The organism is Pseudomonas sp. EA_65y_Pfl1_P113, from assembly GCF_963970525.1.
Classification (GTDB): domain Bacteria; phylum Pseudomonadota; class Gammaproteobacteria; order Pseudomonadales; family Pseudomonadaceae; genus Aquipseudomonas; species Aquipseudomonas tritici.
Genome location: NZ_CAXAQM010000055.1, coordinates 1 through 23189 on the forward strand (window position 1 = coordinate 1; position 23189 = coordinate 23189).

The following is a 23189-nucleotide window of genomic DNA, read 5'->3' on the forward strand; positions in this document are numbered from 1 at the left end:
ACATCGTTGGGTTTTACAACAACGAGCGGCTGCACTCAAAACTGGGATATCTGCCACCGACCGTTTACGAACGGGCAATGGCGTCGAAACCACCTATCGAGGTGTCCGGAATTAGTTGACCACTACATCCTTCACGATGTCGCGCTGTTGGTGAACTAGCGCACTTCACGCCCCAACGCTAATGTTCCCAAGTAACTGCTCATCAGCGACCGGCTTTGACAGGCCGAAAAGTGTAACCTTTCACCCCCCTTGATTTAGCGGCATGCTTCGCGCATTCCGGCTCGTTCATGGCGGCTGTGCGTGGGGCATCTTCGGGTGCGCCGGGTTCCTACACTTCCGGCCTGTCAACCCGCGTACAGCTGCCACCCAATCCTGTTTGACAGCAGGGGGCGGCAGCTCCTTTAACAGTGTAGGAGCTTCATCATGAAAAAAATCACGCCCAATCCTCCAGCGACTCTCTTCACCATCGCGCCAAACATCGATCCCGAAACACTGCTGATCCAAGCCAGCGAAACCCTTGCATCGCTGGACGCTATCATCACAGACCTGGCCTTCGAACTCGACGGATTAACCCGTCAAAAACTCTTGGGTAGCCAGCAACTAGTGGTGCTGGGCGGATTACTCATTGAGCGTGTGCTCGTCACGCTGGCCTCCACCGCTGACGCGCAACCGTTCCCGACGTAACCTCAGTAGCCAATCAAAAAAGCCGAGTCGCGTGCAGGCTGACGCCGCGGATAACGGTCCAACAACTCACCCTGGCAATCACCACTTCATACTGAGCTCAGGCTTTCACCCCCCTTTCACACTTGAGCGTCTATGGTAATCCCAGCTCCTTGTGAATATCCCTTTCAAGCCCGCTTCTCCCCATGGCGGGCTTTTCTTTGTCTGCGATTTGCCATCGTCTCATTTCCCCGGCTCACGCTTTCGGCGCACCACCCAAGGGGCACATCCATTACAATTCAATGATGCACTACTGCCCTGTCTCCGAGAGACACCAGCGGCAGACTCTGACTACAAGGACGAACGTCGCATTGAACAAAAACTCCTATGCCTACCTGATACCAACCACCATTGGCCTGCTACTCTTCACCGCGCTGATTCTGGTCTGGATATTCATTATCTGGCCGTCTGCACATTTCAACCCGGTAGCTGAAAAGATCGCCCTGATCTCATCGCCAGCGCTGGCAATCATCTTGATGGTGTGGGGGTGGCATACCAGTAACTCCAGGTTCCTGCGCAAAAAACCGCTGGGAATTGTTGTAATAGACACCACGCGTCTGTGACTTCCTATACCGCCCAATAGGCGCCCCTCACTATTCTTCCATCTGTTCACGAAACGTTCAGAAACACTGACAGATACTAACCGATAGCAATGACCGCTCCCCCGAGCGGTCCCCCGCCTCGGTAGCCACAACCCATGACACGTCCCGCTCCCCTGCTGCTCCTGCTCGCAGGTCTGTTGTTCTTCTTTGCCCTGGGCAACCACGAGCTGCAAGGCTCCACCGAAGCCCGCGTCGCCGGGATCGCCATGGCCATGCACCTGGACAATAACTGGGTGGTGCCCCAGTTGTTTCGTGAGCCCTTCCTGGAAAAACCGCCCCTGAGCCTGTGGATCGATGCCGGGGCCATTCGCCTGTTTGGCGGCACCACCTGGGCCGTGCGCCTGGCCTCGGCATTTGCCGGGTTGTTCAGCGTGATGTTGCTCTACGCCATGCTGCGCAGGTTCGGCCGGCCGCAGACGCTGGCGTTCAGCGCGGCATTGATTCTGGCGACCATGGCCAGTTACTGGAGCAATGTGCGCGGCGTGGGGGAAGACTCGCTGCTCAGCCTGGGTGTGACCACTGCGCTGCTGGCGTTTTACCAAGCCGTGCGGCCCGAGCGCCAAGGTTCAAGCACAGCCGCTTGGGCACTGTTTACCGCTGGCATGGTGATCGCCACGCTAAGCAAAGGCGTGCTGGGCCTGGCGATGCCGGGCATTGTGATTTTTGTGTACCTGGCCAGCACCAGCCTGATGGACAAGCGCCTGCGCATCGGCGACTGGCTCAAGCCGGCGCTGTTTACCTTGTTGGCGCTTGTGCCGCTGGTGATCTGGTTGGGGTTCCTGTTCCAACGCGGTGGTATGCAAGCGGTGGCCGAAGTGCTGTTGACCAACAGCGTCGGGCGCTTCAGCGGCTCGTTTGTCGAGGCTGGGCATTACGAGCCGTTCTACTACTACATCGCCAAGCTGCCCGAGGCGTTCCTGCCCTGGAATATCCTGGTGTACCTGGGCCTGTGGCATTTGCGTAAAAGCCTGGTGCGCAACCGCTACCGGCTGTTTTTCAGTGTCTGGCTGGTGGCGCAGTTCACCCTGCTGACACTGGCGTCCAGCAAGCGCACGGTGTACCTGATGGCACTGACGCCGGCCGCCGCCGTGTTGGCGGCGGAATATGCGCGGGTGCTGCTGGGCTGGCTGAAAGACCACAAGCCCGCGCTGTATAAACACCATAGAACAGTCGTCAGCAGCGCTTTCACCCTGGTCGTGGCCTGCTACCTGGCAGCCGCCTTCTGGTTCGCGCCCAAGGCCGACGTGCGCCAATCGTTCGTGCCGGTGATCAGCCAGATCCAGGCGCTCAAAGACGAAGGCAAAGAAGTTGTGCTGTTTCAGCCCAATGAACGCATCGCCGGGGCCAGCGTGTTCTATCTGCGGGGCTACCTGCCCATCCTGCAAACCGAGGCCGAGTTGCACGATTACCTCGCCGCCAAGCCCGGCAACGTTGCGTTGCTGGACCACACCAACGGTTTGAGCACGCCAGTGAGGGTAGCCAAGGAGATGTCGATCAATCGCCAGCCTTACTATTTTGTGGAGCAGTAAGGCTGGCGCAAACATCAGTGCTTGGTGAGTTTGTCCAGGTAGCCCATGGCGAACGCCGACACCACAAAGGTCATGTGGATGATCACGTACCACATCAAATGCTCCGGATCGACGTTCTTGGCGTCCATGAAGATGCGCAGCAGGTGGATGGACGAGATCGCCACGATCGAGGCCGCGACTTTCATCTTCAGCGACGAAGAGTCCATGGTGCCGAGCCAGTTGAGCTTTTCTTTGTTTTCATCGATATCCAGTTGCGAGACGAAGTTCTCGTAGCCGGAAATCATCACCATCACCAGCAAGCCACCGACCAGCGCCATGTCGATCAACGACAACAGCAGCAGGATCACCTCGGATTCCAGCATGGTAAAAACAGTGGGAATGACGTGAATGATTTCCTGGAAGAACTTCAGCGCCAGGATCAGCAAGCCCAGGGACAACCCCAGGTAGATGGGCGCCAACAGCCAGCGTGAGGCGTACATAGTATTTTCGATAAAGCGTTCCATGGGATCTCACACAGCTTGGCTAAAAATGGTGGCGAGTATACCAGCGGTTCCAAAACACCTGTAACCACGAGAAAACTGAGCTGGGCGGCATCTGTAAGAGAATTTTTCTGCTAGTGTCGAGCCCAATAAAAATCGGCTCGATGACGTCGGACAGGAAAACTCAGATGATGGATGTGCGATCCCCTTTGGCCAATCTCGGCCTGTGCGCGGCATTGCTGCTGGCCGGCGGCTGCTCGCCCAGCGACGAGCAGAAGCAGGCCACCCTCGAAGAGAAAACCGCACAATTCGAACACTCCCTCGACAGCATCCAGGACCCCAAGCTGCGCGAAGCCGTTGCCGAACTTGGCGGTTCGCTGCTGTTTCTGGAACGGGCACGGGTCAAGCTTGCCACCAAGCCCATCGAAGCCGAATACGGCGAAGACAGCCTGGCCCTGCTCAGGCACTACCCCACGCCCCAGGCGCTGGTGGACACCTACATCAATGGCCTGTTCGTGCTGCGTAAAACCTCACACTCCGACTATTTGACGGACTTGCAGCCGGTCTTCCCGTTTAATTTCAGTATCCCGAACCCATTCCCGTTTCCCCATAGCCTGGAATGGCGGTCCGTCACCTTGAGCAACAACAAGGTCATCTCCTTTCAGCCGGAATGGTCGGAAACCGATCCGGGCATCCAACTGAGCCCCAGCAGTTCCAACCTGACCAACCCCGACGATTTGACGGTGACCTACCCGTTTATCGACGGCATCGAAACCGACAACAAGAGCCAGCCGCAACCCGTCAACCTAAAGGGCACCGTTGAAGTGGTCGCGCCGGGCAAGGTGTTGACGTTTGATTTGTCGAAAAAGGACGTCGGCCACAAGCGTACGGAAGGCAATATCACCCTCAACCTGCTGCTCCTGGAGAAAAACTACGCCGAGATCGAGCTGACCAACAGCCAACCACTGGCACCGGAAGTGGGTGACGAGTCGCCCAACCCGCTGCTGGTACAGGCACGGGACAGCACTGGGCAATTCCTCACACGCTCGGGCTCGATCAACGAAAGCAGCGCACAGGTGGCGTTCTACGAGAAGCAACTGGCCGAGATGCAAAAGCAGAAAGTCTGGTCGGACGCGTTTGAAAAACAGCTCACCGATCAGCAAAAAGCCTTCGAACACAAGCAGGGCAGCCATTACGCCAAGGTGTATTTCAACGGTTTGATCGACAGCCTGCAGGTCAACGTGCTGGATTTCTCCACCGCTACGCTTACCCGCAAAGACCTCGACCTGCCCGTGCTGCGTTTTGACAAGAACAGCCTGCAGCAAACCGTAGAGGCCTTGCCGATGCCGGTTACCGTGTACGACGACAGCGCCGCCAGCTGGCTCAAAGACGCGAGCATGACCGAAGACCAGCTGAAAAAAAGCGTCACCATCAGCCAGTCGGTCGAAGACGCCAGCGCCGCACACATCGTGTTTGACCACCCGTTCACCTTTAATGACGACCTGGTGGGCAGTGAGCGCAACAGCAGCGAATCGCCGGTGACCTTCTTTACCGCCGACGAAAAGGGCGAACGGGGGGAGCCTATCGAATTGCCCACTGAGGCCTTCGAACTGAACCCGGCGCGCGGCACCCTCACCTATGACCTCAACCTGTTCCCGGAAAACCCGGCGTTTGTGGTGGGCTCGATTCCACTGCTCCTGGCGACCATTGAAAAAACCGACATTGAGTTAGCCAAGCTACCCAAAGGGCTGTCGCTCAAGGACAACGCGCTGGTCGTGGACCCGAAGGAATTCCCTGCCGACAGCTGGCGCTTCTACGCCAAGGACGCCAGCGGCAACTACCTCAAGGAAATTCTGGGTGTGAGCCACCGCGCCGAGGAATACGGCACGGCGCTGTTTGATGTGCATTATTTCTACGGCCAGCCGACGTCACTGGAAAGCTACCAACGCACCGACCTCAGCACCGTGCAGTACGGCTTTGAAGTCAAGCTGGACAAGCCCGAGAGCAAATAGCACTCAGTGCTGGGTATCACCCTTGAGCTGTCGCAGATGGGCCTGCATGTGCAGGCTCCAGATCTGCGGATCGCCCGCCTGCTCATAGCCATGCAGGGTCAGGCTATCAACGATGGATTCCAGAATGTTTTCCGCCACGACGGGGCCGTGAAACGGGCCCTGGGACTTGATAGTGGAGGGTTGTTCGCCGGTCATTCCGGCGGCAAACAACAACGTCCACATGCCGTTATCCCCCGCAAGAGGGCGAATGGAGCATTCGATACGGGTAACCAGGCCAAAGCACTGACGGGTGAGGCAAAGGTTGCGCGGCATGGCGGCGACCCTCGTTAGATCGGTGTTCAACCTGCGCCTGGGGCGAGGCTGTCTCTATCCAGCGACTCCTGTGGATATCCCTTGAACACAGAATAGAAGAAAACCGCGACAAACCAAGGCTGTAGGGACCAACGGCGCTAGCCCCTCAAACCCAGTCAAATTTATGGCGGCTTCAGGATTTATTCAAATACACCACCGTCAATCTGGGAGCTGGCCCGCCTGCGATGACTGACGTCCAGGCAACATTCTGTTGACGGGTAGACCGCTATCGCGGGTAAGCCAGCTCCCACACTTGACCGCTTCACGACAAAAAGTCAGGTGGGTTTGGTTTCGGCCAGCGCCTCCTGTGCCAACTCCTTCTCCGCCTCCTTCAAGTCGTCCTCACTGATCATCTCGGCAATCGCGCGCAAGCGCTCTACCACGCGCGCATTGACCGTGCCTTCCGGGAACTGCCCTTGCGCATCCGGCTCACCGGCGTCCTCGCCCACCAGCAGGCTCAAGGCTTCATCCGCCTGGCGCACGGCATAGATATGGAACTGCCCGGCGCGCACAGCCTGCAGCACCTTCTCATCAAGCATCAGCGTGGCGACGTTGGCTTGCGGAATGATCGCGCCTTGCTCGCCGGTCAACCCGCGTGCTTCACAGAGGCGGAAGAAACCTTCGATCTTCTCGTTGACCCCGCCCACCGCCTGCACTTCACCAAACTGGTTGATCGAACCGGTGATGGCAAAGCACTGTTTGAGTGGCGTCTTCGACAAGGCCGAGATCAAGGTGCACGCCTCGCCCAGGGACGCACTGTCGCCGTCCACGTAGCCGTAGGATTGCTCCAGCGCGATGCTGGCCGAGATCGCCAGCGGGAACTCCTGGGCATAACGGCTACCCAGGTAACCGGTGAGGATCATCACGCCCTTGGAGTGAATCGGCTGGCCGAGGTTAACCTCACGCTCGATGTCGACAATGCCGCTGCCACCCGGGTACACCGTGGCGGAAATCCGCGCCGGCACGCCGAACGCCGAGTCACCCACCTCCAGCACCGTCAGCCCGTTGCACTTGCCTACGGCGGCGCCGGCGGTGTCGATCAGGATGACCCCGGCCAGCATGTCGTCGAGAATCCGTGCCGACACGCGCCCGGTGCGCGTGGCCTTGGCCTTGAGTGCACGCTCGATATGGCCGGCATCGGTCATTTCGTCGCCCGCCAGGTGGCGAATGAAATCCGCTTCGCTGACCAACTGGAACAAATCACCAATGCGCGCCGACAAGCGCCCTTGGTGCTCGGCCAATCGCGCGCTGTAGGTGGCTAACCGCGCCACGGCATCCGACGTCAGCGGCGCCATGCCTTCTTCCGACGTGCGGGTTTTGAGCAACTGGGCGAACTGCTCCAGGCTCTCATCGACCATCGGGATGTCTTCATCAAAATCCACCAGTACCCGGAACATCTCCTGGAAGTCCGGATCGGCGTCCTGCAACGCGTAGTACAACTGGCGGGAGCCGATGATGATCACCTTGACCTGCAGCGGGATCATCTGCGGGTTCAGGGTGACGGTCGCCAGGCGGCCCAACTCGCCCAACGGCGATTCCATCTTCAGCTTGCGCGACTGCAAGGACCGCTTGAGGGCGTCCCAGACAAACGGCTCGCTGAGCATTTTTTCGGCTTCAAGAATCAGGAAACCGCCATTGGCGCGGTGCAAGGCGCCTGGGCGCAACTGGCGATACGTGGTGTAGAGCGCGCCCTGATCGGTGCTGTATTCGATACGGCCGAACAGGTTGTCGTAGGTCGGGTGCGGTTCAAACACCACCGGTGCGCCGCCGTTGACCGCATGCCCCACCACCAGGCTTGGGCAGTACTGCTCTTCAAGCAGCTTGCGCGCCTGGGCGTCGGTCTTGGCGTCGTCCACCAATTGCTCGACTACGGTCTTGAGCAGGTACACCTGCATGGCTTGCAGATAACCGCAGACAGCGGCGTTTTCCGCGTACTTTTCCGACAGCGGTGCGAGCAAAGGCTGCAGGGCCAGCGTGATGGTTTCTTCGTTGAACTGGCGCAGTTGGTTATTGGACTCACGCTTCCACTGCGGCAGGCTGGCCAGCTCTTCGTTGAGGCGCTCTTCCAGCTCGGAAATATCCGTGTGGAAACGCTCGCGATCGGCTTCCGGCAACTGCGAGAACTCGGCCTCGTCCAGCGCCTTGCCGTCGAGCATCGGGGTAAAGGCGATGTTGGAGCTGTCGCGGTACAGCGCTACGCCTTTTTCCAGGGCCAGGCGTTCGATTACGTCCAGGGCCTTGTCGTAGCGCTGGTTGAAGGCGCGGTCGATGGCGCTTTTGCGCTGTTGATACGTCGGGTGCTCGAAGACCGCCGGGAAGGTGGCAACCAGGTTGTCGACCAAGCCATTGATGTCGGCAATGAACGCCGCCGCAGCGCCGCCTGGCAATTCAAGGGCGCGGGGTTCGCGAGGCTCATCGAAATTATTGACGTAAACCCAATCTGCCGGAGTCTGCAGGCGTTTACCTTCGGCCCTCAGGTAACGTTTGACGAACGAAAAGCGGCCGGTGCCGGGCTCGCCCATGACAAATACGTTGTAACCGGGGCGTGGCATGGCCACACCGAACTGCAGTGCTTCAACCGCACGTTCCTGGCCAAGCACACCGCGAAAGGGCTCCAGATCATTGGTGGTCGAGAAGCTGAACTGTTCAGCGGAGAAAGGGCGAGTCAGCGCATCGGGCGCTAGACGCAAGCTGGCAGCAACAGGATCAGGCATCGGGCTTCCTTACATCAGGCGGGGCAGATAACGGCATTCTGGCTCCCGGTTACGCGCTCTGGCAAGGCGCGCTTGAGGGAAAGCACAGACGCGGGATGCGCCCCGCAAAAATAGTGCGACATCGCGAATTGTTTTATAAAAATACACGGAACCCTTAGAACGTGCCTAAACTCCAAACTGCGCGGGTTGGACTAATAACCGATCCCTAGGGCGCGTTGACGTGCCTGAACCCTTGTCCATTGGTTTGCACACAAAGAGAACAAAGCTATGAAACGGATCCTTCTCGGTACTCTCTTCACCGTCGTCTCCCTCAATGCAATGGCAGAAGCACCAGGTGGCCCGAACTGCGGTTGGGGCAACATGTTGTTTGACGGCCAGCGCGGTACTCCAGCTCACTTCCTGGCCTCTACCACCAACGGTACTTCGGGTAACGCCACCTTCGGCATGACCTCGGGCACCAACGGTTGCAGCACCAACAGCGCCCTGACCTATGGCGGCAAGTCCTGGATTGCCATGAATGGCATGATGAACGAGCTGTCCGAAGACATGGCCAAGGGTAACGGCGAAGCGCTGACTACCTACGCTGTGGTACTGGGTGTTGCGCCGGAAGATCGCGAGCACTTTGCTGCCGTGACTCACGAGCACTTCCAGCAAATCTTCAGCAAGGCTGACGTGACGGCTGATGACGTGCACAACAACACCATTGCTGTACTGAAAAGTGATGCCCGTCTGGCGAAATACGCTACCCAGGCTTAAGCTCGACCTGCCCGCGCCTTTCGAGGCGCGGGTTTTATTTTTTCGACCTGTCCCCCCTTGGGTCTTTTTTTTATTTCGACTTAAGTAGCCCCCATGCTCAAACGCCTCGCTTGCCTGGCTCTCTTCGCCTGCGCCCCGCTGCACGCGGCACCGCACCTCGATGATCAACGTTTGCAGCAATTGGCCAATGACCCCTTCTGGTTATCCCTGGGCCACTACGAAGCCGGCAAGATCAGCGGCTGGCGCAGTTATGTCAGCGATAAAAAGTTTTTCCTCGCGCCTGACGGCGCCCATCACCCGGATGCGGAACTCAAGGCCACCGTCGACGCCCTTTACGCGCCGGCCAGCCTGGGTGAAAAACATGCCCAGTGCGTGTACCCCGCACGAACCCGCTGGCTCAAGGATCAGTTGCAGCTCACTGACCTGCCTGCCGTGGACTGCAAAGAATTCAAGCAGTGGTTCAAGGACGTCGCCCCCCATAGCGCGGTGATGATCTTCCCGGCGGCCTACCTCAACAGCCCCTCCTCGATGTTCGGCCACACCCTGCTGCGCATCGACCAGGCCGACGTGCAAAGCAACAACACCGCCCTGCTCAGCTACGCGATTAACTTCGGCGCCTATATCGAGGGCTCCGACAACAGCATTCTCTACGCCTGGAAGGGCCTGATGGGGGGTTATCCCGGCCTGTTCGCCTTGGTGCCCTACCAGGAAAAACTCTCCGAGTACCGTAGCCTGGAGAACCGCGACCTGTGGGAATACCGCCTCAACCTCACCCAGGTCGAGACCGAACGCATGGTCGAGCACGTGTGGGAGCTCAAGCAGATCCAGTTCGACTACTTCTTCTTTGACGAAAACTGCTCCTATCGTCTGCTGGAATTGCTGCAAGTGGCGCGCCCTGGCCTACGCCTGACCGAACAATTTCCGCTGACCGCCATCCCGACCGACACGGTCAAGGCCGTGAAAGAGGCCGGCCTGGTAGAAAAGATCGACTACCGCCCTTCCCGCGAACGTGAACTGCTGGAGCGCGCCAAGCCACTCGACAGCGACGAGCAGCAATGGGTATTGAAGGTCAGCGAAGACCAGAAACAATTGCAGGAGCCCGCTTTCAAAGCCCTGCCCCGCGAGCGCCAGGCCCTGATCATCGACGCCGCTTACCGCCTGGGCCGCTACCGCGCCAATGGCTTGGAGCGCGACACGGTACGTTCCCAGCGCAGCTTCGAACTGCTGCGCGCGATCAATCAGAACCCTGCGCCCGACCTTAAAATCGTGCCGCCCGGCCTGCCGGAAAACGGCCATGAATCGCGCACATGGCAAGCCGGCATTGGCACCCGTGGCGACAAAGCCTTTGGTGAATACGGCCTGCGCATGGCCTACCACGACCTCAACGACAACGCCGAAGGCTTCCCCCTCGGCGCGCAAATCGAAATCCTGCAAATGAAACTGCGCCAGTACGAAGGCAACCACTGGCAACTGCAGCAACTGGACCTGGCCACCATCCGCTCCCTGACCCCGCGCAACGCGCTGTTGCAACCCTGGTCATGGCAAGTCACCGGCGGTCTGGAGCGCGTGCCTGGCAAACACGACGACGAAACCCTGGTCGCCCACGTCAACGGCGGTGCCGGCGGCACCTGGCAACTGCGCGACGACATGCTCGGCTTCGCCCTTGGCACCGTACGCGTGGAACATAACAACGACTTCAACGAAGCCATCTCCCCGGCAGCCGGGTTCAATACCGGGGTGTTGTGGAGGAATCCGCTGGGTAATTTGAGTTTGGAAGCCAAGGGTGATTTCTTCACCAATGGCGAAGTGCGGCGCAGCATCAGCTTGAACCAGCAGTGGGAGCTGTCACGCAACCTGGGGCTGCGGTTGAGTGCGCAGCGCGAGTACAGCCACCTTTCCACGCCAGTCAACGAAGTGATGCTTGAGGTGAAGTGGTATCACTACTGAACCGGCCCCTAAAGCTCAACACAGATCAAATGTGGGAGGGGCTTGCCCCTCCCACATTTGGCCCGAGTTTATTCAGAGACCTCTCAAGGAGTTCAAACGACATGGCCGTTACCTGCACAACTCTGGAAGAAGTCCGAACCCACATCGACCGACTCGACCAGCAAATTGTCACCCTGCTCGCCGAGCGAGGTCGTTATGTCTTCCAGGCAGCGCGCTTCAAAAAAGATGCCGATGACGTAAAGGCTCCCCAGCGAGTTGAACAGGTAATCACCAAAGTCCGGGATTTGTCGCAGACAGTAGGCGCCAATCCAGAGGTCACTGAGCAGGTGTATCGGGCAATGATTGCGGCGTTTATTCAGCAGGAGTTGGCTGAGCATGCTGCGCTCGTACAAACCAGTTAAGAATTGCCAACTATATTCATCTCTACAGAAATCCTTCACACACATTTAACCTATTGATTTTCAAGCGAGAATAATCAGAGGATTTTTTAGCTTTTTTTAACATTCACAAACTTGCTTCGACGAAGCCTCGCTTTATGAGGATTTGTGTCTAGTCTCGGGTAGCAATCAAATCGCCACCACGTCTATCCACGGATCTGAATAGGTAGAGGCTTATATGGATTTTTTTGAAAAACTCACCAGCCTGGCAGCGAAGGTTCGTCTGCAAGGCCCCGCCATTCAAACAGAAGAAGCGACAAAAAATGCTTTCGTAATGCCCTTTATCAATACGGTGTTGGGCTACGACGTATTTGATCCACAAGAAGTGATGCCTGAATTTGTCTGTGATGTAGGGACGAAGAAAGGCGAAAAGATCGACTATGCGATCATGAAAGAGGGTGAGGTCCAAATACTGATCGAATGCAAAAAAATCGGTGAGTCATTGAGCATCAATCATGCATCGCAGCTTTTTCGATACTTTCATGTCACGAGCGCAAGAATCTCAATCCTCACAAACGGCCAGGTCTACAGATTTTTTACCGACTTGGACGCTCCAAATAAAATGGATGAAAAGCCATTTCTAGAATTGGATTTATTAGACATTGATGAGTACTCCGTACCAGAGTTGATCAAACTCACCAAGTCGGCATTCGACGTTGACTCAATAATCAATGCCGCTGGAGAGCTGAAATACGTCAGTCAACTCAAAAAGCTCATTGGCTTACAGGTCAGCAAACCGGAAGACGACTTCGTTAAATTTTTCGCATCCAGAGTTTACGAAGGTGTCATCACACAGAAAGTGCGCGAGCAGTTTTTCGAACTGACACGAAAAGCGTTAGCTCAGTTTTTGAACGATCAGATCAATGATCGACTCAAGTCAGCGATGAGCGGAGCCATCCAACCAACAATGGCATCAATGCCCGTCGCGCACAGTGCCAATTCAGATGCGCAGGATAGAGACGAGTCAGAAGATAAAATTCTGACGACGCTTGAAGAGCTGGAGGGCTATCACATCGTCCGAGCCGTTGTTCGATCGGTGGTCGATGCCAAGCGGATTGTTCAAAGAGATACACAAAGCTATTTTGGGATATTACTGGACGACAATAATCGCAAGCCGATTTGCCGTCTTCACTTCAATCGCAGTCAGAAATACCTCGGAATATTCGACGAGGAAAAAAATGAAACACGGCACGCGATTTCATCCATTGATGAAATTTACGAGTACGCCGATCAGTTGAAAAAAACAGTGGGTTATTACGACTGAAGGCCGCAGAGCGTTAGTTAGAATACGCTCGCGAAATCGTCGATAACCGTGTGGTGAGCGGGGCTGCGCAGCGGCCCCAAAACTACTCAGTGGGGACCGCCAGCCATACCGCGGTTGTCTTAATTAGGGCCGCTTCGCAGCCCCGCGCGGGGCAAGCCCGCTCACTACAAGTGCCGCGCTCACCGCCCAACACCTTTCTCACTTCCCTTTCACACCGCCCTGACAAATCCCCTTCTAAACTCTCCCTATCAGCCGTGAAACGGCCAGGGAGTACGCCATGTGGCGGTTTGCGTTATTGCTGTGTGCGGTGGTGTGGCTGGCGGGTTGTCAAACGACCCATCAGGATTTGCTGGCCAAGGGGTACCCACCGGCTTTTGCCGACGGTTTTGACGATGGCTGCAGCAGCGGTCGCCAGGCTGCCGGGGTGATTACCGGGGAGTTTCGCAAAAATGTGCCGCGTTATCTGAAGGATCGGCAATATGCCGAAGGCTGGGAGGATGGCTTTCGCCAGTGCAAGGCCATGCGTGAAAACGAAGAGTTGCGAAACTACAAGGACAACCACTGGGATGACCGAGAGCGCGCCTGGCAGCACGAGAAAGACCGCGACGCCGCCAGGGCCTATCGCTCGCAATAGGTCGCTTTCAGACATCCATCGAAACTAATGCACGGCGAACATGGCCCAAACTCCATAGAGGGAGAACGCCATGAGCCGAGCTTTTGTAAACGAGGACAACGCCGCCGACCAGGCCGACCCGCCGGTGGAGCGTCAAGTGAGCCAGCAGCCCAACCGCCTAACTGCGCAAGGGTTAGCGCAGTTGCAGGCCAAGGTTGCGCAGTTGCAGCAGGAACACAGCGCAGAATCCGCCAAGGGCGAGCACGCTGACAAACAACGCCAGGCCGACCTTGAACGGGATTTGCGTTACTTCAACCAACGGGTGCAGAGCGCCCAAGTGGTCGCATCGGCCACTTCCAGCGATAAGGTGCAGATCGGCAGTTGGGTGACCTTCGCCAATGATCAGGACGAGCAGCAGCGTATTCAGTTGGTCGGTGAAGACCAGGCCGACGCCGGTGCAGGCTTGATCAATTGGGGCTCGCCCCTGGGCCTTGCATTGCTGGGCGCTCAGGTCGGCGACGAGGTGCTGTGGAAGCGCCCCGTCGGCGATCAGTTGATCGAGGTGCTGCGCATCGAGCCCGAGGCTTAGACGATGCCTTGGGCCAGCATCGCGTCGGCCACTTTCACAAAGCCCGCGATATTCGCGCCTTTCACGTAGTTGATCCGACCGTTTTCTTCGCCGTAATGCACGCAGGCATGGTGGATCGACTGCATGATGGCGTGCAGCTTGCTGTCCACTTCGCCCGCCGTCCATAGCAGGCGCATGGCGTTCTGCGACATTTCCAGGCCACTCACCGCGACACCGCCGGCGTTGGAGGCTTTGCCCGGTGCGAAGAGAATGCCCGCCTCGATAAAGATATCCACAGCGTCTAACGTGGTTGGCATATTGGCGCCTTCGGCCACGCAGAGGCAGCCGTTGCGCAGCAGGGTGCGCGCAGCATCGGCATTGAGTTCGTTCTGAGTGGCGCAAGGCAGCGCGATGTCGCAAGCCAGTTCCCATGGGGTCTGGCCTTTGCGGAACTCCAGGCCAAAACGCTCGGCCAGTTCGCTGATGCGCCCGCGTTGCACGTTTTTCAGCTCAAGCAAGGCCGACCATTGTTCTTCGGTCAAACCGCTTTCGGCGTACAGGGTGCCTTCGGAATCGGACAGGGAGATCACCTTGCCGCCCAGGTCCATGACCTTGCGCGCCGCGTATTGCGCCACGTTGCCGGAGCCGGACACTGCCACACGCTTGCCCTCGACACGCTGGTTATTGCGCTTGAGCATTTCCTCGGCGAAGTACACGCAACCGAAGCCGGTGGCTTCCGGGCGAATCAGGCTGCCGCCGTAGGTCAAGCCCTTGCCGGTCAACACCGAGGTGAATTGGTTGCTCAGGCGCTTGTACTGACCAAACAGGAAGCCGATTTCACGGGCGCCCACGCCGATATCGCCGGCCGGCACGTCCACGTCCGCGCCAATATGGCGATACAGCTCGCTCATGAAGGATTGGCAGAAGCGCATGACTTCAGCATCGCTCTTGCCCTTGGGATCAAAGTCCGAGCCGCCCTTGCCGCCGCCCATAGGCAGCGAGGTCAGCGAGTTCTTGAAGGTCTGCTCGAAGGCGAGGAACTTCAGCACGCCCAGGTTCACCGAAGGGTGGAAGCGCAGGCCACCTTTATAGGGACCAATGGCGCTGTTCATCTGGATACGAAAACCGCGATTGACCTGGACCTTGCCATGATCATCCACCCACGACACTCGGAAGGTAATGGCGCGTTCCGGCTCGCAGATGCGCTCCAGGATGCCCGATGCCAGGTAGTGAGGGTTGGCTTCAAGAAACGGCCACAGGCTGCGTAGGACTTCTTCTACTGCCTGGTGGAATTCGGGCTGGTCAGGGTCGCGTTTCTTGAGGCGAGCGAGGAAGGATTCGACGGATTCGATCATGAAAAGTCTCGGCAGATTGATTGTTTTTAAATGAGATTGAGCCCGACCTTAGCAACTCGTCATGCACCTGAAAAGCGCAAGATGTCGCCTTTATGAATTTAAATGGTGCATTAGATATAAATAACCGCGTTTATCTGCACCAAATAAGGGACTCAGGCTTGGAGCATGCACCAACAGCCAAACCGCACTCGCGAGCAAGCCCGCACACATTTGATCGGTTTCAACGCTGGAATGCGGTCGAATGTGTGGGCTTGCTCGCGAATGAATCCACCCAGGTCTTTCAGACAGCACGCAAAAAAAAACGGAGCCCGAAGGCTCCGCTCTTTCAAACCACTGACCCAATCAGGCCAGTTTCTTGTGACGCACACGGTGCGGCTGGGCAGCAGCATCGCCCAAACGCTTCTTGCGGTCCGCTTCGTACTCGGTGTAGTTACCTTCGAAGAACACCGCCTGGGAGTCATCCTCGTACGCCAGGATGTGAGTCGCGACGCGGTCAAGGAACCACCGATCGTGAGAGATCACAATGGCGGCGCCAGGGAAGTCCAACAGCGCTTCTTCCAGGGAACGCAAGGTTTCAACATCGAGGTCGTTGGACGGTTCGTCGAGCAGCAGGACGTTGCCGCCCTCTTTCAGGGTCAGGGCCAAGTGCAAGCGACCGCGCTCACCGCCGGACAAGTCCTTGACGAACTTCTGCTGATCGCCGCCCTTGAAGTTGAAACGACCCACGTAGGTACGCGACGGGATTTCATAGTTGCCGATGCGGATCTGGTCAGAGCCGTCGGAAATCTGCTGGAACACCGTCTTGCTGCCGTCGAGGTCTTCGCGGCTCTGGTCCACACAGGCCAGCTGCACGGTTTCACCGACTTCGATAGAGCCCGAATCCGGCGCTTCCTTGCCCATCAGCATACGGAACAGCGTGGATTTACCCGCACCGTTACCGCCAATAACGCCAACGATCGCACCTTTTGGCATCGAGAACGATAGGTTGTCGATCAGCACACGGTCGCCATAACCTTTGGATACGTTCTTGAACTCGATGACCTTGTCGCCCAAGCGTGGGCCGGCCGGGATGTAGATCTCGTTGGTTTCGCTGCGCTTCTGGAATTCCTGCGATTGCATTTCTTCGAAGCGTTGCAGACGTGCTTTGGATTTGGACTGACGAGCCTTGGCGCCTTTGCGCACCCACTCCAGTTCTTCCTTCATGGCTTTTTCATGGGCCGATTGTTGCTTGGATTCGGCAGCCAGACGGTCGGACTTGGCTTCCAGCCAGCCGGAGTAGTTGCCCTCGTAAGGGATACCGGCGCCACGGTCGAGCTCGAGGATCCAGCCGGCCACGTTGTCCAGGAAGTACCGGTCGTGCGTAATCGCAACCACGGTGCCCGGGAAATCGTGAAGGAAATGCTCCAGCCAGGCGACGGAATCGGCGTCCAAGTGGTTGGTCGGTTCGTCAAGCAGCAGCATGTCAGGGGCCGACAGCAGCAGGCGGCACAGGGCCACACGGCGCTTTTCACCACCGGACAGGAATTCGACCTTGGCGTCCCATGCCGGCAGACGCAACGCGTCGGCGGCAACTTCCAGCTGACGCTCCAGGTTGTGACCGTCGCTGGCCTGCAGGATGGCTTCGAGCTTGGCTTGTTCGGCCGCCAGTTTGTCGAAGTCGGCGTCTTCTTCAGCGTACGCGGCGTAAACCTCGTCGAGGCGCGCCTGGGCGTTTTTGATCACGCTGACGGCTTCTTCAACCACTTCGCGCACGGTCTTGGTCGGGTCCAGGATCGGTTCTTGCGGCAGGTAGCCAATGTTCAGATCGGGCATCGGGCGGGCTTCGCCTTCGAACTCGGTGTCGACGCCGGCCATGATTTTCAGCAGCGTGGACTTACCCGAACCGTTGAGGCCGAGCACGCCAATCTTGGCGCCAGGGAAAAAGGACAGCGAAATGTTTTTCAGGATTTCCCGCTTCGGAGGGACAACTTTGCCCAGCCGATGCATGGTGAAGACGTATTGAGCCAAAATGTGGACCTCATGAAAAAGTGAGAACAGGCCTACGTAGCGTCATGGCGCTGTACATAGCATTGCGAATCCTCAAGGTTAACCTAAGTGGCCGGGCGTATCGAAATCTATCTATTAGATTAGCCGCCCATACCTTCAGAGGTTCCAGCCCCCCCTCATGCTTGGCAGACAACCTGATCCACACAGGTGCCTGACTTGTGTCCCGCCAGGCGGGGCTGGCACTTTGCCACAAGTCAGGGCATGCTAGCCGCCCTCCGGGCGTCCGGCTTATAGTGCATGTCGCGCGCCAGTCCAGCCAAACCGCAGGATCACAGCTTGTCCAAAGTCACGCCGCCTACTCCCCTGCGCGCCGCTCATATAGCGCCGGGAGCGCCCCTGCACGGCACCCTCAAAGGCGCATTGGCGACGCTCGTCCTCATGCTGCTCGCCTTATTGTTCTGGCAACTGCTTGACCAGTTGCAGCAAAACCAGAAGAACCAGCAGCAATACACCATCGACTACAGTGCCGACCTGGCAGAACAGATCAGCCTGAACATGGCCCTGAGCGCAAAAATCGCTCTGAACCTACTACCGATGGTCGAGCCACCGCGCGACAGCGAACAGCAACAGGCCTTGATGCGCACCTTGCAGCGCTCGCTGCCGGAGCTACGCAGCATTGCCCTGCTCGCCCCCAGCGGCGCGATGATCAGTGACAGCGCCACTGACAGCCAGGACGGCGCCTGGCTTGAAGAGCTGGTGCAGCGCAGCCACTCCCAGTCCTATTACCTGAGCAACAACGACGACGGCACCCTCATCTATCTGTTGTTGCACCAGCCCAGCGGCGGTTCAAGGATGTACTGGGCGTTGCGCCTGGCACCCAACTATCTGGCCAACCTCACCCCCCAGGACAGCCAGGGCCAACGCCCGATGTGGGTCATCGAGAATCGCATCAACCACCGCGTCATCAGTCGTGACAGCGGCATGCCGGCCCAGTGGGCCAGCGCCCTCACACCGGACGAACTGAATAAAAGCGTACTGGTCACGCCTCTGAGCAAGAGCGACTGGCAATTGCGTGGGCTATTCGACCGCACCGCCGTGCTGGAGCAACTGCTGCCGGCGTTTATCGGCAAATGCCTGTTGGGCCTGGCGTTCTCGCTGATCCCGGTGATCGTGCTGTTGAACATGCGGCGCCGCCAGCGCCAAGTGCATGAAGGCCGGCGGCGCTACCAGGATATTTTCGAAGGCACCGGCGTGGCCCTGTGCGTGCTTGACCTGTCGGGCCTGAACGGTTTCTTCGACAAGACCGGGTTGCAGACCCGCGAGCAATTGCACACCTGGATGCAGGCCAACCCCGACGAGCGCCAGCGACTGCTCAAGGAGTTGCGCATCACCGAGGTCAACCAGGTGGCGGTGCGCCTGTTGAACGTGGGCTCCTGCGAGGAGGCCTGGGGACGCCTGATCGATGACTGCCCGCGCAATGCCACGTCCATCGGTTACCAGATACTCGATGCTGTCCTGACCCAACAGAACCAGCTGGAGCTGGAAATCCAGCTCAAGGACGTGGCCGGCAACGACCAATACCTGTGGCTGGTGATGCGCATGCCAGAGCAACAAGACGACTTCAAGGCAGTGATCCTCAGTATCAGCGATATCACCAGCCGCAAGCTGATCGAGCTGTCGCTGGTCGAACGGGAAAGCTTCTGGTCAGACGTGGTCCGCACCGTGCCCGACCACCTGTATGTGCAGGATGTGATCAGCCAGCGCATGATCTTCAGCAACCACCATTTGGGCCACACCCTCGGCTACAACAAGGCCGAACTGCAGCAAATGGGCGAGTACTTCTGGGAAATCCTGCTGCACCCCGAGGACGGCGAGCATTACCACGATTTGCGCCAGCAGCAGCGCAATGTCGGCTACACCACGCAGTTGCACTGCCAACTGCGCTTCCGTCATCGCGATAACCAGTGGCGCCGTTTCGATATCCGTGAACAAGCCCTGGCCCGCGAAGAAACCGCGCAGATCAGCCGGATCATCGGCGTGGCCAAGGACATCACCGACCAGATCGAAGCCAGTGAATCCCTGCGCGACAGCGAACAGCGCTACCGCATGCTGGCCGAAAGCATCAGCGACGTGATCTGCTCCACCGACAGCCAATTGGCCCTCAACTATGTCAGCCCGTCGGTCAATGCCGTGCTGGGCTATGACGTGGATTGGGTGTTCAAGAACGGCTGGCAGTCGATCATTGCCAACCCGCAGCAACTGACCGGCATTTATAGCCTGATGGAGCAGGTCAGCCGCGCGCTGGGCGATACCGAGGCGCTGAACAAGCTGCGTGATGACATTCAAACCCAGTTGTTCCTGTTCGATTGCCTGCGCGCCGACGGTCGCAAAGTGCCGATTGAGTTGCGCGTGGTGCTGGTGTGGGACGAACACGGCGCCTTTGAGGGCATCCTCGGCGTGGGTCGCGACATCAGCCAGCAGCGCCGCGCCGAGAAAGACCTGCGCATGGCGGCCACGGTATTCGAGCACTCCACGTCGGCGATCCTGATCACCGACCCGGCGGGTTATATCGTGCAGGCCAACGAGGCGTTCAGCCGGGTCAGCGGCTATGCGGTCAGCGATGTGCTCGATCAATTGCCAAACATGCTCACCGTCGACGAACAGCAGGAAGCCCACCTGCGCTACGTGCTCAAGCAACTGCATCAGCACAGCACCTGGGAAGGCGAAGTGTGGCTCAAGCGCCGTAACGGCGAGCATTACCCGGCGTGGGTCGGCATCACTGCCGTGTTTGACGATGAGGGCGACCTGGCCAGCTACGTGTGCTTTTTCAGTGATATCAGCGAGCGCAAGGCCAGCGAACAGCGCATCCACCGCCTGGCCTACTATGACGCCCTGACCCACCTGCCCAACCGCACGCTGTTCCAGGATCGCCTGCACACCGCGTTGCAGTCGGCCGAACGGCAAAAGTCGTGGGTAGTGCTGATGTTCCTCGACCTCGACCGCTTCAAACCGATCAATGACTCCCTGGGCCACGCCGCCGGCGACCGTATGCTCAAGGAAATGGCCACGCGCCTGCTGGGTTGCGTGGCCGAAGACGACACCGTGGCGCGCATGGGTGGCGACGAGTTCACGTTGCTCCTGCAGCCACGGGTCAACCGTGAAATGGCGCTGAACCGCGCGATCCATGTGGCCGAGCAGATCCTCGCCAGCCTGGTAAAACCCTTTGTATTAGAAGGACGAGAATTCTTTGTGACCGCCAGTATCGGCATCGCCCTCAGCCCGCAAGACGGTAACGAGCTGAGCCAACTGATGAAAAACGCCGACACCGCGATGTATCACGCCAAGGAGCGCGGCAAGAACAATTTCCAGTTCTACCAGTCGGACATGAACGCCAGCGCCCTGGAGCGCCTGGAGCTGGAAAGCGATTTGCGCCACGCCCTGGAACAGGACGAATTCGTGCTCTATTACCAGCCGCAGTTCAGCGGCGACGGCAAGCGCCTGACGGGCGCCGAAGCCCTGCTGCGCTGGCGCCACCCGCGTCGCGGGCTGGTGCCGCCGGGGGACTTCATCCCGGTGCTGGAAGAGTTGGGCCTGGTGGTGGACGTCGGCGACTGGGTGATCAGCGAAGCCTGTCGCCAGCTCAAGACCTGGCATCAGAACAAGGTGCGCGTGCCGAAAGTCTCGGTGAACATCTCCGCGCGGCAGTTCTCCGACGGCCAGTTGGGCACGCGCATTGCCACTATCCTCAAGGACACTGGCCTGCCGCCGGCGTGCCTGGAGCTGGAGCTGACCGAAAGTATCCTGATGCGCGAAGTCAACGAGGCCATGCATATTCTCGACAGCCTGAAAAACCTGGGCCTGAGCATTGCGGTGGACGACTTCGGCACGGGTTATTCGTCGCTCAATTACCTCAAGCAATTCCCTATCGACGTGTTGAAGATCGACCGCACCTTTGTCGATGGCCTGCCGTCAGGCGAGCAGGATGCACAGATCGCCCGGGCCATTATCGCCATGGCCCACAGCCTGAACCTGGCGGTGATCGCTGAAGGCGTGGAAACCCATGAGCAACTGGACTTCCTGCGTGAGCATGGCTGCGATGAAGTGCAGGGCTACCTGTTTGGGCGACCGATGCCGGCGAATCGGTTTGAGGCGCAGTTCAGTAACGACGCCCTCTTCATGTTCGATTGATTGGAGCTAACAGCTCTAATCAATCGACCATGAAGAGGGCAGCGGCAAGCTTCAAGCTGTAGGCGGCAAGCAAGGGCAAATCTGCTTTTACTTGAGGCTTGCAGCTTGCAACTTGAAGCCGGCGCTTCATCGCATGATTACCTTTCATACCCCTTCTAAAAGCGCCTGGGTTAGAATGCCCTCCTTTTCTGCCCCCGATCCTTGAGGACCGCCATGTTCAGCCGTGATTTGACCATTGCCAAGTACGACGCCGATCTCTTCGCCGCCATGGAGCAAGAAGCCGTGCGCCAGGAAGAGCACATTGAGCTGATCGCTTCGGAAAACTACACCAGCCCTGCGGTGATGGAGGCTCAAGGTTCGGTGCTGACCAACAAGTACGCCGAAGGCTACCCTGGCAAGCGCTACTACGGTGGTTGCGAGTACGTCGACGTGGTTGAGCAGTTGGCCATCGACCGTGCAAAAGAACTGTTCGGCGCTGATTACGCCAACGTCCAGCCGCACGCCGGCTCCCAAGCCAACAGCGCCGTGTACCTGGCCCTGCTGCAAGGTGGCGACACCATTCTGGGCATGAGCCTGGCCCACGGCGGTCACTTGACCCACGGCGCCAGCGTTTCGTCCTCCGGCAAGCTGTACAACGCCGTTCAATACGGTATCGATGCCAACGGCCTGATCGACTACGACGAAGTCGAGCGCCTGGCGGTCGAGCACAAGCCAAAAATGATCGTGGCCGGTTTCTCTGCCTACTCGCAGATCCTCGACTTCCCACGTTTTCGCGAAATCGCTGACAAAGTCGGCGCCTACCTGTTCGTCGACATGGCTCACGTAGCCGGTCTGGTCGCCGCGGGCGTCTACCCGAACCCAGTGCCTTACGCTGACGTGGTCACCACCACCACCCACAAGACCCTGCGCGGTCCACGTGGCGGCCTGATCCTGGCGCGCGCCAACGCCGAGATCGAAAAGAAGCTGAACTCTGCCGTATTCCCAGGCGCCCAAGGTGGCCCGCTGGAGCACGTGATCGCCGCTAAAGCGATCTGCTTCAAGGAAGCGCTGCAGCCTGAGTTCAAGACTTATCAGCAACAAGTGGTGAAGAACGCCAAGGCCATGGCTGAAGTGTTTATCGCCCGTGGCTTTGACGTGGTGTCCGGCGGTACTGAAAACCACCTGTTCCTGCTGTCGCTGATCAAGCAGGACATTTCCGGTAAAGATGCTGACGCTGCCCTGGGCAAAGCCTTCATCACCGTGAACAAGAACTCCGTACCCAACGACCCACGTTCGCCGTTCGTCACCTCCGGCCTGCGCTTCGGTACCCCAGCTGTGACCACTCGCGGCTTCAAGGAAGCAGAGTGCAAGGAACTGGCCGGCTGGATCTGCGACATCCTGGCTGACCTGAACAACGAAGCCGTGATCGACGCGGTCCGTGAAAAGGTCAAGGCCATCTGCAAAAAGCTGCCGGTATACGGCGCTTGATTGCAGTTGCTTGAATAAGAAGCCCGGCTTTTGAGCCGGGCTTTTTTATGCCAATTTCAGTTTGGAATGCGTTCAAAAATGTGGGAGGCCCCACTACATCTTCGACGTAGCGCTGTCGCGCATCAAACTGGTTCATCGTAAGGTTATAGAACGCGTGCGGGGCAAAGGCCGTAGCCAGCACTGGTGTGTCAGCACCCGAGT

19 protein-coding genes are annotated in these 23189 nt (G+C 58.3%); 12 read left to right on the top strand and 7 right to left on the bottom strand.

The annotated features are described in order from the left end of the window. Positions 1-423: 423 nt before the first annotated feature. From AACY52_RS27315 to AACY52_RS27325, 3 genes are all read left to right on the top strand, one after another. Positions 424-684 carry a DUF6124 family protein gene (locus AACY52_RS27315; protein WP_339416792.1) on the top strand — a complete coding sequence of 87 codons (261 nt, stop codon included), beginning with the start codon at positions 424-426 and terminating at the stop codon, positions 682-684. 347 nt (positions 685-1031) lie between these two features. Then, positions 1032-1283, top strand: coding sequence for a hypothetical protein (locus AACY52_RS27320; RefSeq protein WP_339561002.1), 252 nt, complete (start codon positions 1032-1034; stop codon positions 1281-1283). A gap of 134 nt (positions 1284-1417) precedes the next feature. Next, on the top strand, positions 1418-2851 hold the full coding sequence (locus AACY52_RS27325; RefSeq protein WP_339561003.1) for a glycosyltransferase family 39 protein: 1434 nt from the start codon (positions 1418-1420) through the stop codon (positions 2849-2851). A gap of 14 nt (positions 2852-2865) precedes the next feature. On the opposite strand, the gene AACY52_RS27330 is transcribed toward AACY52_RS27325, so the two are convergent. Continuing rightward, positions 2866-3354: a TIGR00645 family protein gene (locus AACY52_RS27330; RefSeq protein ID WP_049711466.1), complete on the bottom strand. Its 489-nt coding sequence runs from the start codon at positions 3352-3354 to the stop codon at positions 2866-2868. 164 nt (positions 3355-3518) lie between these two features. On the opposite strand from AACY52_RS27330, the gene AACY52_RS27335 reads away from it, so the two are divergent. Then, the gene (locus AACY52_RS27335) at positions 3519-5342 is read left to right on the top strand and encodes a hypothetical protein (RefSeq protein ID WP_339561004.1); all 1824 of its coding nucleotides are present in this window, start codon (positions 3519-3521) and stop codon (positions 5340-5342) included. A 3-nt stretch (positions 5343-5345) separates the two neighbouring features. Here the strand turns inward: AACY52_RS27335 and AACY52_RS27340 are convergent, their stop codons facing one another. Both AACY52_RS27340 and AACY52_RS27345 read right to left on the bottom strand, forming a co-directional pair. Further along, on the bottom strand, positions 5346-5654 hold the full coding sequence (locus AACY52_RS27340; protein WP_339416802.1) for a hypothetical protein: 309 nt from the start codon (positions 5652-5654) through the stop codon (positions 5346-5348). Between the two features lie 314 nt (positions 5655-5968). Next, entirely contained in the window at positions 5969-8407 is a 2439-nt protein-coding gene (locus AACY52_RS27345; RefSeq protein ID WP_339416803.1) for an AAA family ATPase, read from the bottom strand. Positions 8408-8674: 267 nt separating this feature from the next. On the opposite strand from AACY52_RS27345, the gene AACY52_RS27350 reads away from it, so the two are divergent. The 6 genes from AACY52_RS27350 to AACY52_RS27375 all read left to right on the top strand — a co-directional run bounded on the left by AACY52_RS27350 (position 8675) and on the right by AACY52_RS27375 (position 14013). Continuing rightward, on the top strand, positions 8675-9163 hold the full coding sequence (locus tag AACY52_RS27350) for a DUF3015 domain-containing protein (RefSeq protein WP_339436782.1): 489 nt from the start codon (positions 8675-8677) through the stop codon (positions 9161-9163). 93 nt (positions 9164-9256) lie between these two features. Then, positions 9257-11110 carry a DUF4105 domain-containing protein gene (locus AACY52_RS27355; RefSeq protein ID WP_339416804.1) on the top strand — a complete coding sequence of 618 codons (1854 nt, stop codon included), beginning with the start codon at positions 9257-9259 and terminating at the stop codon, positions 11108-11110. A 101-nt stretch (positions 11111-11211) separates the two neighbouring features. Further along, complete coding sequence (locus AACY52_RS27360) at positions 11212-11511, top strand: chorismate mutase (protein WP_339561005.1); 300 nt, start codon at positions 11212-11214, stop codon at positions 11509-11511. A 214-nt stretch (positions 11512-11725) separates the two neighbouring features. Next, entirely contained in the window at positions 11726-12811 is a 1086-nt protein-coding gene (locus AACY52_RS27365) for a type I restriction endonuclease (RefSeq protein WP_339416806.1), read from the top strand. A 277-nt stretch (positions 12812-13088) separates the two neighbouring features. Then, positions 13089-13445 carry a hypothetical protein gene (locus AACY52_RS27370; protein ID WP_339416807.1) on the top strand — a complete coding sequence of 119 codons (357 nt, stop codon included), beginning with the start codon at positions 13089-13091 and terminating at the stop codon, positions 13443-13445. Between the two features lie 70 nt (positions 13446-13515). Continuing rightward, positions 13516-14013 carry a GreA/GreB family elongation factor gene (locus AACY52_RS27375; protein WP_339471440.1) on the top strand — a complete coding sequence of 166 codons (498 nt, stop codon included), beginning with the start codon at positions 13516-13518 and terminating at the stop codon, positions 14011-14013. On the opposite strand, the gene gdhA is transcribed toward AACY52_RS27375, so the two are convergent. Continuing rightward, positions 14010-15347 (bottom strand): NADP-specific glutamate dehydrogenase, encoded by a 1338-nt coding sequence (gene gdhA, locus AACY52_RS27380; protein WP_339416809.1) that lies wholly within the window; start codon positions 15345-15347, stop codon positions 14010-14012. The genes AACY52_RS27375 and gdhA overlap by 4 nt on opposite strands. Before the next feature lie 342 nt (positions 15348-15689). Then, on the bottom strand, positions 15690-17354 hold the full coding sequence (ettA, locus tag AACY52_RS27385; RefSeq protein ID WP_339436780.1) for an energy-dependent translational throttle protein EttA: 1665 nt from the start codon (positions 17352-17354) through the stop codon (positions 15690-15692). Positions 17355-17669: 315 nt separating this feature from the next. Between ettA and AACY52_RS27390 the strand changes: the two genes are divergently transcribed. Then, entirely contained in the window at positions 17670-21521 is a 3852-nt protein-coding gene (locus AACY52_RS27390) for an EAL domain-containing protein (RefSeq protein ID WP_339561006.1), read from the top strand. A gap of 19 nt (positions 21522-21540) precedes the next feature. Here the strand turns inward: AACY52_RS27390 and AACY52_RS27395 are convergent, their stop codons facing one another. Then, the gene (locus AACY52_RS27395; RefSeq protein WP_339561007.1) at positions 21541-21669 is read right to left on the bottom strand and encodes a hypothetical protein; all 129 of its coding nucleotides are present in this window, start codon (positions 21667-21669) and stop codon (positions 21541-21543) included. A gap of 65 nt (positions 21670-21734) precedes the next feature. On the opposite strand from AACY52_RS27395, the gene glyA reads away from it, so the two are divergent. Beyond that, positions 21735-22988 (top strand): serine hydroxymethyltransferase, encoded by a 1254-nt coding sequence (gene glyA, locus AACY52_RS27400; protein WP_049711455.1) that lies wholly within the window; start codon positions 21735-21737, stop codon positions 22986-22988. Here the strand turns inward: glyA and AACY52_RS27405 are convergent. Next, positions 22948-23189, bottom strand: a 242-nt coding sequence (locus tag AACY52_RS27405) for a hypothetical protein (RefSeq protein ID WP_339561008.1), incomplete at its 5' end; no start/stop codon positions are given. The two genes, glyA and AACY52_RS27405, sit on opposite strands and share 41 nt — an antisense overlap.